Origin of the sequence: Lutispora saccharofermentans (genome assembly GCF_024363565.1) — a bacterium.
Lineage (GTDB): Bacteria > Bacillota > Clostridia > Lutisporales > Lutisporaceae > Lutispora > Lutispora saccharofermentans.
Genome location: NZ_JAJEKE010000004.1, coordinates 34775 through 48969, shown reverse-complemented (window position 1 = coordinate 48969; position 14195 = coordinate 34775). Strand labels below are relative to the sequence as shown.

The following is a 14195-nucleotide window of genomic DNA, read 5'->3' as shown; positions in this document are numbered from 1 at the left end:
AAAGCTTGATTAACAATGAAATCTTATCAATTTTAAAATCAGAGGTAAAACCGGCTTTGGGTTGTACAGGGCCCACTTCTGTATCCTATGCTGTAAGCGTTGCAAAAGACGCTGTCGGGGGGAAGGTAAAGTCAGTAAAAGTCAAGGTGGATAGGGATACTTATAAAAACTCTATATCTGTAGGTATTCCCGGAACTTCAAAGATGGGCTTAATTATTGCGGCTGCGCTGGGAGCGGTTTGCGGTGATTCAAAGCTTGGATTGGAAGTATTAAAAAATGTTACGCCCGAACAGGAGGGATATGCTCAGGAATTTGCCAAAGACTTTGTAGAAGTAGATATATGCTGGGAATTAAAAGAAGTAGGCCTATTTATTGAAGCCTATGTCGAGACAGAAAATGGTGCTGGACGAGCCATAGTAAAAAGAACTCATACTAATGTGGTTCTTATAGAAGTAAATGGTGAGTCAGTATATAGTAAAGAGGATATAGGCAGTGAAGCACCAGATAATCAAGTCGACGCACCAATAAGAAAGTTCAAAGTTAAAGATTTTTATAATTTTTCAAAGAGTATCGATCTAAGGTCGATCATGTTTATAAAAGATGCTTTAGATATGAATGTAAATCTTAGCAAAGCAGGACTTAAGAATAATGTTGGAGGAGGATTCGGAGTCGGTTTCAACAATTTTAAAGGTGACAGAGCTTACATAAAAGCCAAGAGCTTAGCAGCTGCAGCTTCGGATGCAAGGATGGCAGGGGATAATATACCTGCCATGAGCTGCGCCAGCAGCGGTAATGTCGGAATCACTGCCTCTGTACCGCTTTTGCCTTTGTGTGAGGAATATGGGAAGAGTGAAGAGGAAATGATACGCGCTATATGCTTGAGCTTTCTTTTGACCATATATATAAAAAGCCATATTGGGAGATTGTCAGCTATGTGTGCCTGCGCAATAGCTGCCGGGGTAGGCGTAGCTGCAGGATCTGCATATTTATTGGGCGGCAGTTATGAGACGGTAGAGATGGCCATAAATAATATTGTGGGAAGTCTGGGCGGAGTATTATGTGACGGCGCCAAGCTTGGATGCGCAATGAAGCTGTCAACAGCTGTGGGGGTCGCAATAGAGTCAGCATACCTGGCTGTTGAAGGGATTAGTATACCTAAAAGAGATGGGATTGTATCAGATTCTGCGGATGATACTCTTAAGCTGCTTGGTAAGATTGCAAGAGAAGGTATGGTTGATACTGATATTGTGATGTGTAAGGCGATAATTGATAGAGAAGTAAAATAATACAAAAGAAGAGACGGAAACCACTGAAAGGCACGGAATTTTTCACGAAAAAACAGGTCAGGGGAAATTATCAATACCTGACCTGTTTTTTTCGTGTTCCACGCAATACGTAGTATTTTATATTACTTTACCGTCTTTGAGATGGATTATCCTGTCCCCTAAGAGCTTTGCTTCCTTTTCATCGTGGGTTATCAATATGGTATCCATATGGAAGTTTTCTTTGAAGTTCACAAATTCCTCATAGACCGAAGCTTTTGTATCCCTGTCCAAAGCTGAAAACGGCTCATCCAGGAGCAAAAGTGCAGGTCTGGTTGCTATGGCCCTGGCTAAGGCAGTCCTTTGCTTTTCCCCTCCTGAGATGTTAGAGGGAAGTTTGTCCTTGATATGATGTATTCCGAATGAATCAAGGACTTTTTCAGCGTAAGAAAAATCTTTGATTTTTCTGCTTTTTAAGCCGTAGAGCACATTATCCATTACGCTCATATGAGGAAAGAGCGCATAGCTTTGAAATAGATAACCTATATTTCTATCCTTGACCGGAAGGTTTATGTTCTTCTCTGATGAATATAAAAACCTGTCTTCTATAGATATGCTCCCTCTATCGGGGTTTTTGAGTCCTGCGATGCAATCCAGCAAAGTGGTTTTCCCTGCTCCGGATTCGCCTTGAATGACTAAAATGCCTCCTTCAAAGCTTATATCTATATCAATAGTGAAATAATCCATTTTCTTATAAATTTTAATATCGACCATATCCATCACCCTATGCTATGAAAGTTTTTCTTCTTCAGCCAGCTATTCAGGGAGTAAATCAAAATAAAGCTGAAAGCTGTCATTATTCCCACCAATATATTGGCAGTGACCATATCTCCTGAGTCTGAGGCAAAATATATGGCCAGAGGTATGGTTTGGGTCTTGCCCGGTATATTGCCTGCTATCATAAGAGTGGCCCCAAACTCACCAAGAGAGCGGGCAAAAGTCAAGGCTACGCCGCTGACGATTCCAGGCCAGGCAAGAGGCAGGGTGACAGTCCAAAATATCCTGCTCTCGGAAGCTCCCAAAGTTCTCGCTGCTTTTTGAAAGACGGGATCAACATTGATAAAGGAGGCCTTGACGCTTTGATACATGAGAGGCAGAGATACTATACAGGCAGCCATGACAGCCCCTGTCCATGAAAAAACCAGAGAGATGCCCATAGAGTAGAGCCAGCTTCCTATTATGCCCCTGCGGCCAAACAAAATGAGAAGTATATATCCTGTGACAGAGGGAGGCAAGACCATAGGAAGAGTTATGAGGACTTCCGCCGCATTCTTGCCGGGAAAGTCCTTCTTCGTCATAACCTTTGCCAGATATACTCCTATAATCAGAGAGAATATTGTCGCTATTGATGCTATTTTGAGAGAAAGAAGCATAGGCTTTAGTATCATATCTTCACCTTATCATTTTAAAACTTCGAAGCCGTATTTGCTGAAGGTCTCAGCAGCTTTGTCGCTGGATAAAAAATCTAGAAAATTCTTTGCGGCTTCTTTTTGCTTGCTTTCGTTTATCAATGCTGCGGGATATACGATGGGCTTATGGGAATCAGCAGGGAATGCTCCAACGATAGCTCCCTTTTTTAACAATGCAGCATCAGAAGAATAAACGATGCCAGCATCGACTTCACCGGTTTCAACATATGTAAGCACCTGTCTTACATCCTTTGCAAGCACAAGCTTGGGTTCAATGTCTTTCCACATGTTTAGGCTCTCCAGGCTTTCTTTGGCATAGCTTCCTGCAGGCACGCTTTCCGGGGCGCCTATACTTATCTTGCCTGTCTCTGCTTTACCAATATCCTCGATTTTAAGTATTTTATCCTTTGCTTCTTCAGCGACGATGAGAACCAGACTATTGCCGAGAAGATCCTTCCGGCTTTCTTTTACTATGAGTCCCTTTTCCTCCAAAGCATCCACTTGTTTTTTACCGGCAGATATGAATACATCCGAAGGAGCGCCTTCCTCTATCTGCTTTTGAAGAGTTCCCGAAGCCGCAAAATTCAATATAAGCTTAACATTATTGCTTTTTTCATATTCAGGCTGCATTTCCATCAGTGCATCCTTAAGGCTTGCTGCGGCAGAAATATTAAGCTCTATCGGCTCGGCGGGCTTCACAGGCTCGGCAGGTTCGGCAGGCTTGCTGCAAGCAGTAAAACTGAATAAAGAGATAATAGTCAAAATCCAAACAATAGCTTTTTTCATAAAGATCAGCTCCTTTACTAACCGTAATACTAATTCGAGTATAACGAAGATGAAGAAAAAAGTAAAGCTTTAGATTTACTCGATGTTAAGTGAAGTATTTATTAAAAATATTATTCAAGGCTTCTTCGCATTCTTTATAAAATTTTGCATAGGTCTGGAGAAGGTTTTCGGCATCATCCGTCAGCAGGGAAAAACCCCCTCCGACGCCTCCTGTTTTGCTTTTGATCAATGAGAAGCCCAGCCGGCCTTCAATATCCTTTACCAGATTAAAGGCTTTGTTATAGGACATGCCCATCGATTTTGCAGCTTCGGACAAGGAGCCCTTTTCCTTTACCTTTACAAGAAGCTCGTAAGGACCTTGGCCAAAAACCTTTCCATCATTGTCCAGCCATATCTTATATCTCAAATTATACATAAAAAATCTCCAAACCATAGGTATATTTTTCAATAGAATCTTTATTATTATAGCAAATATCATGATAAAAGGCCATCAATATGAAAATTCTATACATAGGATAAAAGTAGTGTTAAAATTCTGTTAATACATGTATAATAAAAAATACGCAGTATTTTTTATGGCTGCGAGGCACGGGGTAAGGGGTACGAGGGTTAGGGTATTCCTTTTGGGTCAGACCCCAGAGCTCTGCTATAACACTCGAACCTCGTACCAAGACCACATAGAAGTGTCCCTAGGCTACGCACCTCGTACCCGAAAAAAATTGCTTCGCAATTTCTTACATAAACGAGTGAAAGGTGGATTGGGATGACAGTATACAAAGGATATAAAAGCACTTTAAAATGGGCCGGAATAACGCTGCTTAGCTTCATAGGACTTATTTTAATAATATACTTTTTTACAAGCAGAGGATTTCTATCCTGGTTCTTTATGGTAAGTTTATTTCTTATGTGCGTACCGACCTATCAGGGCATGATTCTAAGTATATCAATAGATGATGAAAAAGTGGTTGTCAGAAGGCCATTGAATCAAAAGACGATCAGGCTTGCGCAAGCTGCTTTCTGTGCAGTCCATGATATAGGAGAAGGCAAGTCCCTGCTCTTTGTATTTATAAGACAAAGGTGGGGAGGCGGACATAGGATAGGAGGAATAAGGTCCAAGATGTCTTATGAGGAGGTAATGGACGCATTATCAAGGGGAGGACGGGTGCAGGATCTCAAGGTAAATTTCAATAGAGCTGTAAAGGTGCCTGTATCCATGGTTGAGAATGGGGAAGAGCTTAAGGAAAGAATACTGGACAGCATAGATGCTCATCACTGCAAAGCAGTCTATGATTAAGCATATGAAACGCATTGTGTGAGCCCGGAAATAAACCCCATGTTTTTATTGCATTTCCGGCAATTAAAGCATATAATTATATTAGATATTTAGATAAATATCTAAATAACCCTTTGAGGAGGCGTTTTCAATGTCTTTGCTCAATATGCCTTTTAAGGCCTTGTCTGATCCGACGAGGCGCAAGATAATACAGATGCTCAAAGAAAGGGATATGACTGCAGGTGAGATAGCCGATCATTTTGATATGACAAAACCCAGCATATCACATCACCTGAATATCTTAAAGCAAGCTGATCTTGTGATAGACGAAAGAAAGGGGCAAAATATATATTATTCCCTTAATACCACTGTTTTTCAGGAGGTTATTAATTGGTTTTTTAATATAGCCGATGCAAAGGGAGGTTTTAAAGATGAAGAATAAATTTAATATCAAAAGAGAGCTTCCGCTTCTAATAATGATCATAATGGTTTTTGCCATAAGCTTTTACTTTTATCCCCAATTGCCTGAAAGGATACCAACGCACTGGAACTTCAGAGGGGAGATCGACGGTTATTCGAACAAACTCTCAGGCAGTCTTATAATGCCTATTATGAACTTGGTCATGTATGTGATGTTTCTTTTTCTTCCCGCACTGGACCCGAAAAAAGAGAATTATAAGCTATTTGAAAGCACCTATATATATTTCAGATATCTTTTTCATATCTTCTTTATTTGTATGCATATAATGATAATTGCAGCTGCATTAGGATATGTGGTTGATACAGGAAGGATGGTAATGCTAGGCGTATCGTTATTGTTCATGCTTATGGGGAATGTCATGGGAAGGCTTAAGCATAACTACTTTGTAGGAGTAAAGACCCCATGGACACTGGCTAATGAAGAAGTATGGACGAAAACTCATAGATTGGCAGCAAAGCTGTGGACGGCCGGAGGGCTTATCGGAGCTGTACTGGCAGTGCTGAATTTCAATGTGGGATGGATATTTTTGATCATATTGATACTCCCTTCTTTGATACCGGTGGTTTATTCCTATATAATATTCAACAGGTTAAAAAACAGGCAGCCATGACGACGCTGCCTGTTTTTATCTTCTTCCATCCGACAATATAATTGCTGAGATAGGCGGAGAGCCTCCCAGTATGCCTATGGCATACATTGTATATGCTCTGCCGCCTGACAAGGCAATATTGGCCTCGCCCAATATTGCGCCGGGTGTTCCTGCAGCACGCAGCCTTAAACTGTATATTCCGGGCTCCATTCTTATATACTCTTCTGTCCTGCCAAAGGTTAACCCGCTGAATAATGCCTCTCCCGTCTCCAGAGTCACATCCACTGCAGGAGCATTGGGCGATATGTGAACGAAGCGCAAGAGGCTTTCATTGTCAGGTATTGTCTCATCCGAATCAATGTATGTCCTATGCTGGATATTTGGAGATAAGCCTGAAAGCACAAAAGTACGATAATTGCCCTTAACAGGGCTGATAGTAAATCGCAGCAGGGGCTCTCCTTTTTGCCCCATAGGATAGACATTGATCTTATGATATGTCGAAGGAAGTGCTGAATAACCTGCCATGCTTGCATAAGATAGGTTTGACACTGCCTTCCTGTCATCGATGTAAATATCAACAGCGGGCGTGTTTGGAGACGCATGGAGGAATCTTATGAAAGAAAATCCCCCCTGCCTTTCTTCTATAGCTTCAGCTTCATTCAAGCTCATGCTTTTTGCTGTAATAGGGCATTCCATATATGGACGCAGCGGGCAATAAGCCATATTGATACCTCCTTCTCAAATTATAGAAAATGCGACAGGAAACGGGGGAACACGGATTTACACGGAACCTTTTACGGATTCACACTGAAGGGTGGTAAAACAGCCAATAGATGGTGACCCCTGCAATAATATTGCCTATAAAAAATCTTTCTGTGTCATTTCGTGTAAGTTTAGTGTCTTTTAGTGGTTTCCATTCCTTGCTTCAACACTCAGACCTAAATCCCCGAACCTCGCGCCTCAAGCCAAGACCACAGAGAATAGCTCTATAGCGCATTATATATATATGATTTTTTACCGTCATTAATTCACAAATAAATTGAAACAAAATAACATCAAAAGCAGTCGAATTATGTGATATAATGAATTAGCATAATATAATATGAGAGGTGCCCTATGGAATTGAAAAAAGTAATATCTCTTCTAATCGTTGTTTTATTGTTGGTAGGCTCTATCACCGGCTGCTCTGAAGGAACAAAATCAGAAAATCTGCCAGCCGTATCAGAAAATGGTTCGGAAAACCCGAATCAAGCTCCCGAAGAAATCAAAGAACCGGAATTTATTGAAGAAGAAATTCCCGCAATGACCTTTGCAGAAAATACTCTATTTATTACAGGAAGAAAGATCAATGTCAGAGAGGACATTGTGAAAGATGCTAAAATCCTGGGCAGCCTTTCCAAAGGGAGTCAGGTGGTCTTCCTTGAAGAAAAGAAGGATGAAAAGGAAGAGACATGGTATAAAGTTACTTACGAAGATGAAGCAGGGAAAGAAACAACCGGCTGGATAAGCTCTAAAAACGCCGCCAGGGAATGGACGGGCCTTATAGGGGAGAAATTTCAGGATATGGACTATACTCCTCAAAAGAAAATAAAGGAATATGAGAATAACCCCAGAGTAAAGGTCCGAGGATTGTATGTGACCATATATTCTGCTTCGAACGCTAGGATCGATTCCTTGATTGAAATGGCTAAAAGAACAAATATAAATGCATTCGTAATAGATGTGAAGGACGATAAGGGCTATATGCTCTTCCCTACAAAGGCAGCGGAAAAGTTCAGTCCAAAAGCCAACGAGAAGGCAACGGTAAAGGATATACAAGCCTTGATGAAAAAGCTTAAGGATAATAATATATATGCCATTGCCAGAATAGTGTCCTTCAAGGATCCTACTTATACGACCCAAAATCCCGACAAAGCAATAATATATAAAGATAGCGGAAAGCCTTTTATGAATAAGGACGGACTTATATGGGCCTCTCCTCATGACAGGACTCTTTGGGAATACAATCTGGAGGTATCAAAGGAAGCCGCCGATGCAGGCTTCAACGAGATCCAATTCGACTATGTGAGGTTCCCGGCCTCTGACGGGGGCAAGCTGGACAAGCAGCTGGATTATAGAAATACAACAGGTGAATCAAAGCCCGGAACGATACAAAATTACTTAAAATATGCCAGAGAACAGCTGTCACCCAAAAAAGTATATATATCTGCCGATGTTTATGGACTCGTAGGCTCTGTAGAGGATGATATGTCTTTAGGACAATATTGGGAAGCAGTGAGCAATATTGTGGACTATATATGCCCTATGATGTATCCCAGCCATTATGCAAATAATACCTACGGCGTGCCTATACCTGATGCTGATCCATACAAAACAGTATATAATTCTGCCAAAGATTCTTCTATAAGGAATAAAAACATGCCGACTCCTGCCATAATAAGACCATGGATACAGGACTTTACAGCTCCATGGGTAAAAGGTTACATTAAATATGGCGACAAACAGGTCATAGAGCAGATCAAAGCTTTGGAAGAGAACGGAATAGATGAGTTTCTGCTGTGGAATGCAGGAAATAGATACTCAGAAGGAGCGGTAACGAAGTAAAAGGATGGATGGTAGTTTATAATAACTTTCCTTCCGTGAAATTTAGTGAAAGATTCAGTGTCTTTCAGTGGTTAATAATAGGAGGTGCTAAGATGAGCTTTTATGCGCGGGTTTTTTCAATGGCGGAGGATTATCCGTCGAGATTTGCCATATGCGATGAGCTTTTGGAAGCAGAATACGAATTTTCTACTTTTCCCGGGAAATTTGACGAGGATTTTGACGAAAAAGATTGGAAATACTTGATGCTGGAGTATGATCCCAACCATGAACCCATAAGATTGGAAAGAAACATAAAAGGGGTAGACCCGATATTTGAAGAGGAGAGGCAGGAATTCCTCGATGTGCTCCAGGAGCTTCCTTACAGCAAGGAGCAGAAAAAAGCGGTTGATATCGTAAAGAATATGGTGCAGATATATGCTCTGGATGTAGATGAAGATATAACGGAAGAAGGCTGGCAATTCCTTGAAACGCTTCTGGATTTTCTAGCCGATGCCACCGATGGCTATGTGCAGATAGATGAGGAAGGCATATATGGCAAAGAAGGCGAACTGTTGGTAGAAATGGAATAATGGGATAAAAAAATCTCTCCCATAAGGGGAGAGATTTTTCATCTTTAGAATTTGCTGAATTGGTTGAATGCACGAAGAACAAGCATTATAGCCATTTCTCTGGTTGTATTACCCTGTGGCAGGAAGTATGCTGAACCGTCTGACGTTGTACTACCCTTTATTATGTCGTTTGCGTTCATAAACTTAACTGCTGATAATGCCCAAGGTGCTATCCTGTTGGCATCCAGGAAGTTTGCTTTGAATTCGCCGGTAGGCTGCAGGTTAGGCATTGCGGCTTGAAGTGTCCTGAGCAGCATAGCAGATATTTGCTCTCTTGTTATTTCTAAGTTTGGCGAGAATAAGGTCTTTTCCGGATTTGTTCCATTAACTATGCCAAGTTTGAATGCTTTTAGTACTTCAGGATTATCAGTGTCTGTAAAGTTGTCTACTCCTGGTTCTGCTTTAAGTCCTGTTAATTTTTCATATAACAGAACAGCTAATTCACAGAATTCCTCACGAGTTATATTCTTAGGGAATTGAGAGAGAACCTTATCTGTAACTAGCTTTTCATCTACTGCCTGATTTACCTCTCCGGCAGCCCATGTGGACAGGCCTTCTGTTCCTGCAGCTATTTCATCAACAGGCGCTCCGCTAACTGTAAATGGAACTGTGCCGAATAAAGCATAAGAATATAGCTCTTTATCTACAGTTCCTGAGCAAATGACTCTTACCTCATAATTGCCGGGATTAGAGGGTGCCTTGAATTCATACACATTGCCTACTTTGAAATCGTTAACATATGCATATACATTAGTATTTTCAATCTTCTCATTTGCCAGTTCAATAGCAAAGAATGCATCCTCTTCTATTTCGCCGGGAGTAAGTCCATTGACCGTAATGCTCATCTTTTCTTCAGGCTGGACATTGGTTTTAGATAATACTATATCCCCGGGTTTTGCTTTGCTGGATACAACATCGAAAGATACTGTCCCAAACAATACCGATTCTTTATTATCCGTAACACCATCAGAGAATACTCTGATTTCATATTTGCCGAACTTGTAGGGAGCCTTAAACTGATATGTGTTGTCAGCAGGTAGATTCGATATATAGTCTGTGAGATCAGTGTTTTGGATCTTTTCATTTGCTTCCGCTATTCCGAGCCATGCATCATTTTCAATCATTTCATCAGTAAGTCCATTAATAGTAACCGACATAGGCTCATTGAGCTTTACTTCAGTTTTAGGCAGCTTTATATCTCCTGCCTTAGCCTTAGGGGCGCCTACTGTGAACTCTACTTTATCTATTATATTCTCATCACCGCCAATCAATGCTATTTCATAAGTGCCTAGAGAAGTGGGTGCATTGAACTCCCAGACATTTGATTCGGGCAGATTGATGACATATTCTTTCAGATCAAAATTCCCAATCCTGTCACCTTTTTTACCAAGCCAAATGGCCGCATCGTTCTCTATTTGTTCATCAGTTAATCCGGATATAGTAGCTTCACCTTTTTCACCAGCTGTAAACTGTGTTTTGTCCAGAGTTATTGTACCCGCTGCAAAAACAGGTACGCTAAAAAATGCTGACATAACTAAGCATAATACCAAAATAATGCTTAAAGATCTTTTCTTCATTAAATTTCCCTCCTATTTATCTTAAAAACTACAATTACACAATTATAAACATTGTAGCACCAAGCCTTTAAGAATTCTTCCAAAAAGTTGCTGTATACTTCCAAAAAATTGCATAAAAAAAGGCCGTAGATATTCTAAGGCCTCATTCTATACTCTGCCGGAGCTATACCTGTTTTTTTCTTGAAGGTCGATGAAAAATTACACAACTTTTTAAAAGCTTTAGCAATATTTTAAAAGCTTTTCTGCTATATTTTGTTTATTATAGATAATAATGTTCGAAAAGGATGTGAATAAATGAATAAGCGAAATAAAGCTGTGGCAATTATAATATTTTTGGCAATGATTTTCTCTATAGTGGTTATGCCTTTTTCCGCTGCCTATGCAAGCGCACCGGATATAAAGCTGCCGGTTGAAAAGCCGGGAATCAATATTCCAACGATAGATAGACCCGTTATCAATAACCCTATTACAAAGGACCCTTCCAGTATAAGAGATCATCTCAGAAAACTTAAAAGGGCTGAGGAAGCCGCCAGGGTGAAGGGTGTAACCTATAAGCTGAAGCCGGGGGTAGAAAAGCTGCCCTCAGACATGAGCTATGATTTGGAACAGATAAGATTGGATGATCTAGTAAACTATGAAGGAGCAGACAAAGTCACCGGCAAGGAAACCATCGACCCCAATAAATTGAAAGGTATCAGATATAATCCCGGCTCTAAATTTATGGTTCTACCCAAGGCTGATCTCTCAAAATTTACACCAAAGGCAAATAAAATATATATCGATGAAGGAGAAGGATTAGCCTATAGAGTTCTGCAGGATGGCAAGACCGATGCAGAGGGAAATAAGCAATATGTCGTAGAAACACCCGCCTTAACAGATATTTTTGAATCCTATAAAATACCCAAGCAGGATATAAAGCTTACTACGGGAAATATAGCGTATATGGCGCCCGGCGTGCAATTAGACCCTAGAAGCGGCATGAGTCCAAATTATATGGCTGCGGACAATGGCTTTTTATCAGGCTATAGGCATGAGGGAAACAAGCATATTCTTACACTCACACCGGGCAAAATGATATTCCAATATCCTTCCAAGGAGGATAGGGAAAAAACTGAGGAAGAAAAGAAAAAAGCTGAAAAAGAAAAGTTTAAAGGTGACTGGTGGAATAAAGAGCAATATTCAGATTTAAGAGGCTTTGAAGAAGAATCGGAACTAAAAGTTGAAGTAAAAATAAAAGAAGGGACCATAACCATTGAGGACCCAACCTTCCACGCGGATTTTGACCTCAACTGGCTGACCACTCAAGCTAAGGCTGATTTTTATTTTGAATCCAAAACAATAGCTGATGTTACCTTTGAAGGCGATCTGAAATTTAACAAAACTGTAGAAACCTGTATATTTGGATATGACATTGATTTAGGGTCGGTGCTGGGCAAGGAAAAAGGCAACAGAGCCTTTGTAGGAATATTCCTGGTATTAGGTGTGAACGGTAAGGTTCATGTAGAAGTAAGAACAATAGCCACAGGCAATGCCAGGGCAGGCTTTGCCTATAAGGCTATTGCCTATGGGTTCATACCCTACTTCGTAGGGCCTTATGTGACTTATAGGCCTACGGGATTTGATGCTACATTTGCCGCCGATGGCGAGCTTCATGCGGTTCTGGCCTGCGTCCCGCAGGTAGGCGTTATAATCTGGGGCACAGAGATAGGTGCACTACAAATCTGGCTGGGCTTAAAAGGTGATGCAAAGTTCAGTGTCAGCGGGGGAGGCGGTACCGGCACCGATGGAGCCATAAAATCCAAAGGTTCTTTGGATTTGGGTGCCTTTGCAGAAATGGTGGGCTATCTCTTTGGCAATAGGTACTCAATCTTTAGGCTTGATTTCCCGATCTATCATGGAGAATGGGATGTAGGCACGGAAGTTTCAGGCGGAGGGGGAGATCTAATACGAGAGGTAAATGCAAGCTTTTTGGCAAAGGCAGATGCTTTCACCAATATAGTGGAGGGCAAAATAGCCATTACCGATAAGCTTATCCCCTTTGCCAACAGAGAATTTGATCTGGAAATATATGACGGTTTTGAAGACATAAAAATTAGCCTCAGCACCTATACAGATAGCGAAGGAAATTTCAAGTTCAATACAGGTAGATATAATTTACTGCCCTCTGATAGAATTATACTCACTATACCAAAAGGCGATGTATATGAGAGGGATAATAAAAAATATAAAGTCACAGGAAGCAGTCAAAAAATATATCCTGATGTGCCTTTTACTGATTTGGATTTTAATGTTGACTCCTTCAATGACATCATAACCGGCGTAGTATCGGGGCAATATAGCGGGCCTGTTGATATTGAAGTGAAAGATTGGAATGGGTTTAAGGTAACAAAGTATAGAACCAATGCACAAAAAGGTATATTCACTTTATCTGTACCTATAAATGAAAGTACCTATAATGTAAAAGCAGAAATAAACTTTGAAGGAAGCAAGTTCCCGGAATTTTATGAGGTAGTGCGAGAACGAAATCTGGATGCATTAGAAATAATCTTTATAAATGAATTTGCTCCCGAGACTAGCAATAAATTATCAGAAGAAAAAATCCAGATACGAGACGATATAAATATACCTGGCATTAATACGCAAGCTGATTGGGACAAAATAAAAATAAATCAAGATGATAAAGGCATAACAGAAAATGTGGATGATGCAGGAAACAAGGTTGTAAGGCCCATAAAAATAATAGGAAGCATAACGAATAAAGCAGAAATGGGTCCAATCCAGACCATAGGGGAAAACTACGTAAGAAATTCAGAAGTAAGTGGCATTCCGGTTCAACCATATCTGGGGAATGTAAAGATAACCTCCCTGCCTGTGGTGGACTCAATGCTTGCAATTTTGAATAGAAGAGATCACTCTAATCTTACCGACCCGCTGATAAGACAAAAAGGCTGGACAGCTACGGTAAATGCACAGCGGGTGACCTTTGACGGGGAGTTAACCTCGGCTTCTACCTTTGAATTTGTTAATCCTGAAGCCCTATGCTATGTTCTGGAGATTGAGCATGAAGGATTGAAGAAAGAAGTGAGATATGACCCATTTGTATTTCACTATACAAATACATTACAGAAAGTTCAGGAATTTGCTAAGCAGCCGCTTCAAAAAGAAGTGATACTCAAAACAGAGGAGAAAAAGGATGCTATAACTAATCCGGTCGATAGTTTACAAAATAAATGGAAAGGATCTTGGCTTACAAATATCGGAACAATGCAATTGAACCAGGAAGGCAACTTCATAAGCGGGACTATCATCCAAAACGGCAAAGAATATGCCATAGAGGGCTCAATATCAAACGGGGTATTCAAAGGAAGCATACTGATCCCTTCGGAATCAAGTATATTCGGCGACATAACCTCCTTTGAGATGAATATGTCAGGTGATGGCAGCATCAGCTTCAAAAACTTCGGTACAAATACAAAGCTAAAGGGCTTAAATGGAACAAAGGCTTTAAAACAGTAAAAATGAATAAGCAATAAAAACCACCCTCTT

13 protein-coding genes are annotated in these 14195 nt (G+C 40.6%); 7 read left to right on the top strand and 6 right to left on the bottom strand.

Translation table 11 applies throughout. The features are described from left to right. Nucleotides 1-5: 5 nt before the first annotated feature. Nucleotides 6-1286: an L-cysteine desulfidase family protein gene (locus LJD61_RS06530; RefSeq protein ID WP_255226723.1), complete on the top strand. Its 1281-nt coding sequence runs from the start codon at nt 6-8 to the stop codon at nt 1284-1286. Nucleotides 1287-1403: 117 nt separating this feature from the next. Here LJD61_RS06530 and LJD61_RS06525 read toward each other — a convergent pair whose 3' ends face one another. From LJD61_RS06525 to LJD61_RS06510, 4 genes are all read right to left on the bottom strand, one after another. Further along, on the bottom strand, nt 1404-2036 hold the full coding sequence (locus LJD61_RS06525) for an ATP-binding cassette domain-containing protein (RefSeq protein WP_255226722.1): 633 nt from the start codon (nt 2034-2036) through the stop codon (nt 1404-1406). A 5-nt stretch (nt 2037-2041) separates the two neighbouring features. Beyond that, entirely contained in the window at nt 2042-2710 is a 669-nt protein-coding gene (modB, locus tag LJD61_RS06520) for a molybdate ABC transporter permease subunit (RefSeq protein ID WP_255226721.1), read from the bottom strand. Nucleotides 2711-2722: 12 nt separating this feature from the next. Beyond that, nucleotides 2723-3517 carry a molybdate ABC transporter substrate-binding protein gene (gene modA, locus LJD61_RS06515; protein WP_255226720.1) on the bottom strand — a complete coding sequence of 265 codons (795 nt, stop codon included), beginning with the start codon at nt 3515-3517 and terminating at the stop codon, nt 2723-2725. Nucleotides 3518-3602: 85 nt separating this feature from the next. Beyond that, complete coding sequence (locus LJD61_RS06510) at nt 3603-3932, bottom strand: winged helix-turn-helix domain-containing protein (RefSeq protein WP_255226719.1); 330 nt, start codon at nt 3930-3932, stop codon at nt 3603-3605. Nucleotides 3933-4280: 348 nt separating this feature from the next. On the opposite strand from LJD61_RS06510, the gene LJD61_RS06505 reads away from it, so the two are divergent. The 3 genes from LJD61_RS06505 (at nt 4281) to LJD61_RS06495 (ending at nt 5881) form a co-directional block, all read left to right on the top strand. Further along, the gene (locus LJD61_RS06505; protein ID WP_255226718.1) at nt 4281-4811 is read left to right on the top strand and encodes a hypothetical protein; all 531 of its coding nucleotides are present in this window, start codon (nt 4281-4283) and stop codon (nt 4809-4811) included. A 130-nt stretch (nt 4812-4941) separates the two neighbouring features. Then, on the top strand, nt 4942-5232 hold the full coding sequence (locus LJD61_RS06500) for an autorepressor SdpR family transcription factor (protein ID WP_255226717.1): 291 nt from the start codon (nt 4942-4944) through the stop codon (nt 5230-5232). Then, nucleotides 5222-5881: an SdpI family protein gene (locus LJD61_RS06495; RefSeq protein WP_255226716.1), complete on the top strand. Its 660-nt coding sequence runs from the start codon at nt 5222-5224 to the stop codon at nt 5879-5881. Before LJD61_RS06500 ends, LJD61_RS06495 begins: the two co-directional genes overlap by 11 nt. A 15-nt stretch (nt 5882-5896) precedes the next feature. Here LJD61_RS06495 and LJD61_RS06490 read toward each other — a convergent pair whose 3' ends face one another. Further along, nucleotides 5897-6583: a DUF4397 domain-containing protein gene (locus LJD61_RS06490; protein WP_255226715.1), complete on the bottom strand. Its 687-nt coding sequence runs from the start codon at nt 6581-6583 to the stop codon at nt 5897-5899. Between the two features lie 393 nt (nt 6584-6976). Between LJD61_RS06490 and LJD61_RS06485 the strand changes: the two genes are divergently transcribed. Both LJD61_RS06485 and LJD61_RS06480 read left to right on the top strand, forming a co-directional pair. Further along, on the top strand, nt 6977-8464 hold the full coding sequence (locus LJD61_RS06485) for a putative glycoside hydrolase (protein ID WP_255226714.1): 1488 nt from the start codon (nt 6977-6979) through the stop codon (nt 8462-8464). A 92-nt stretch (nt 8465-8556) separates the two neighbouring features. After that, nucleotides 8557-9033 carry a hypothetical protein gene (locus LJD61_RS06480; protein WP_255226713.1) on the top strand — a complete coding sequence of 159 codons (477 nt, stop codon included), beginning with the start codon at nt 8557-8559 and terminating at the stop codon, nt 9031-9033. 44 nt (nt 9034-9077) lie between these two features. On the opposite strand, the gene LJD61_RS06475 is transcribed toward LJD61_RS06480, so the two are convergent. Further along, on the bottom strand, nt 9078-10649 hold the full coding sequence (locus LJD61_RS06475) for an S-layer homology domain-containing protein (RefSeq protein ID WP_255226712.1): 1572 nt from the start codon (nt 10647-10649) through the stop codon (nt 9078-9080). Nucleotides 10650-10943: 294 nt separating this feature from the next. Here LJD61_RS06475 and LJD61_RS06470 point away from each other — a divergent pair, with 294 nt between their 5' ends. Beyond that, complete coding sequence (locus LJD61_RS06470) at nt 10944-14165, top strand: hypothetical protein (RefSeq protein WP_255226711.1); 3222 nt, start codon at nt 10944-10946, stop codon at nt 14163-14165. Nucleotides 14166-14195: the final 30 nt, after the last annotated feature.

Excerpts from the sequence above, each read along its gene's own strand:
- LJD61_RS06480 (WP_255226713.1), top strand. The coding sequence starts at position 8,557 with ATGAGCTTTTATGCGCGGGTTTTTTCAATGGCGGAGGATTATCCGTCG.
- LJD61_RS06490 (WP_255226715.1), bottom strand. The coding sequence starts at position 6,583 with ATGGCTTATTGCCCGCTGCGTCCATATATGGAATGCCCTATTACAGCA.
- LJD61_RS06470 (WP_255226711.1), top strand. The coding sequence starts at position 10,944 with ATGAATAAGCGAAATAAAGCTGTGGCAATTATAATATTTTTGGCAATG.
- LJD61_RS06505 (WP_255226718.1), top strand. The coding sequence starts at position 4,281 with ATGACAGTATACAAAGGATATAAAAGCACTTTAAAATGGGCCGGAATA.
- LJD61_RS06485 (WP_255226714.1), top strand. The coding sequence starts at position 6,977 with ATGGAATTGAAAAAAGTAATATCTCTTCTAATCGTTGTTTTATTGTTG.
- LJD61_RS06500 (WP_255226717.1), top strand. The coding sequence starts at position 4,942 with ATGTCTTTGCTCAATATGCCTTTTAAGGCCTTGTCTGATCCGACGAGG.
- LJD61_RS06510 (WP_255226719.1), bottom strand. The coding sequence starts at position 3,932 with ATGTATAATTTGAGATATAAGATATGGCTGGACAATGATGGAAAGGTT.
- LJD61_RS06475 (WP_255226712.1), bottom strand. The coding sequence starts at position 10,649 with ATGAAGAAAAGATCTTTAAGCATTATTTTGGTATTATGCTTAGTTATG.
- LJD61_RS06495 (WP_255226716.1), top strand. The coding sequence starts at position 5,222 with ATGAAGAATAAATTTAATATCAAAAGAGAGCTTCCGCTTCTAATAATG.
- modA (WP_255226720.1), bottom strand. The coding sequence starts at position 3,517 with ATGAAAAAAGCTATTGTTTGGATTTTGACTATTATCTCTTTATTCAGT.
- LJD61_RS06525 (WP_255226722.1), bottom strand. The coding sequence starts at position 2,036 with ATGGTCGATATTAAAATTTATAAGAAAATGGATTATTTCACTATTGAT.
- modB (WP_255226721.1), bottom strand. The coding sequence starts at position 2,710 with ATGATACTAAAGCCTATGCTTCTTTCTCTCAAAATAGCATCAATAGCG.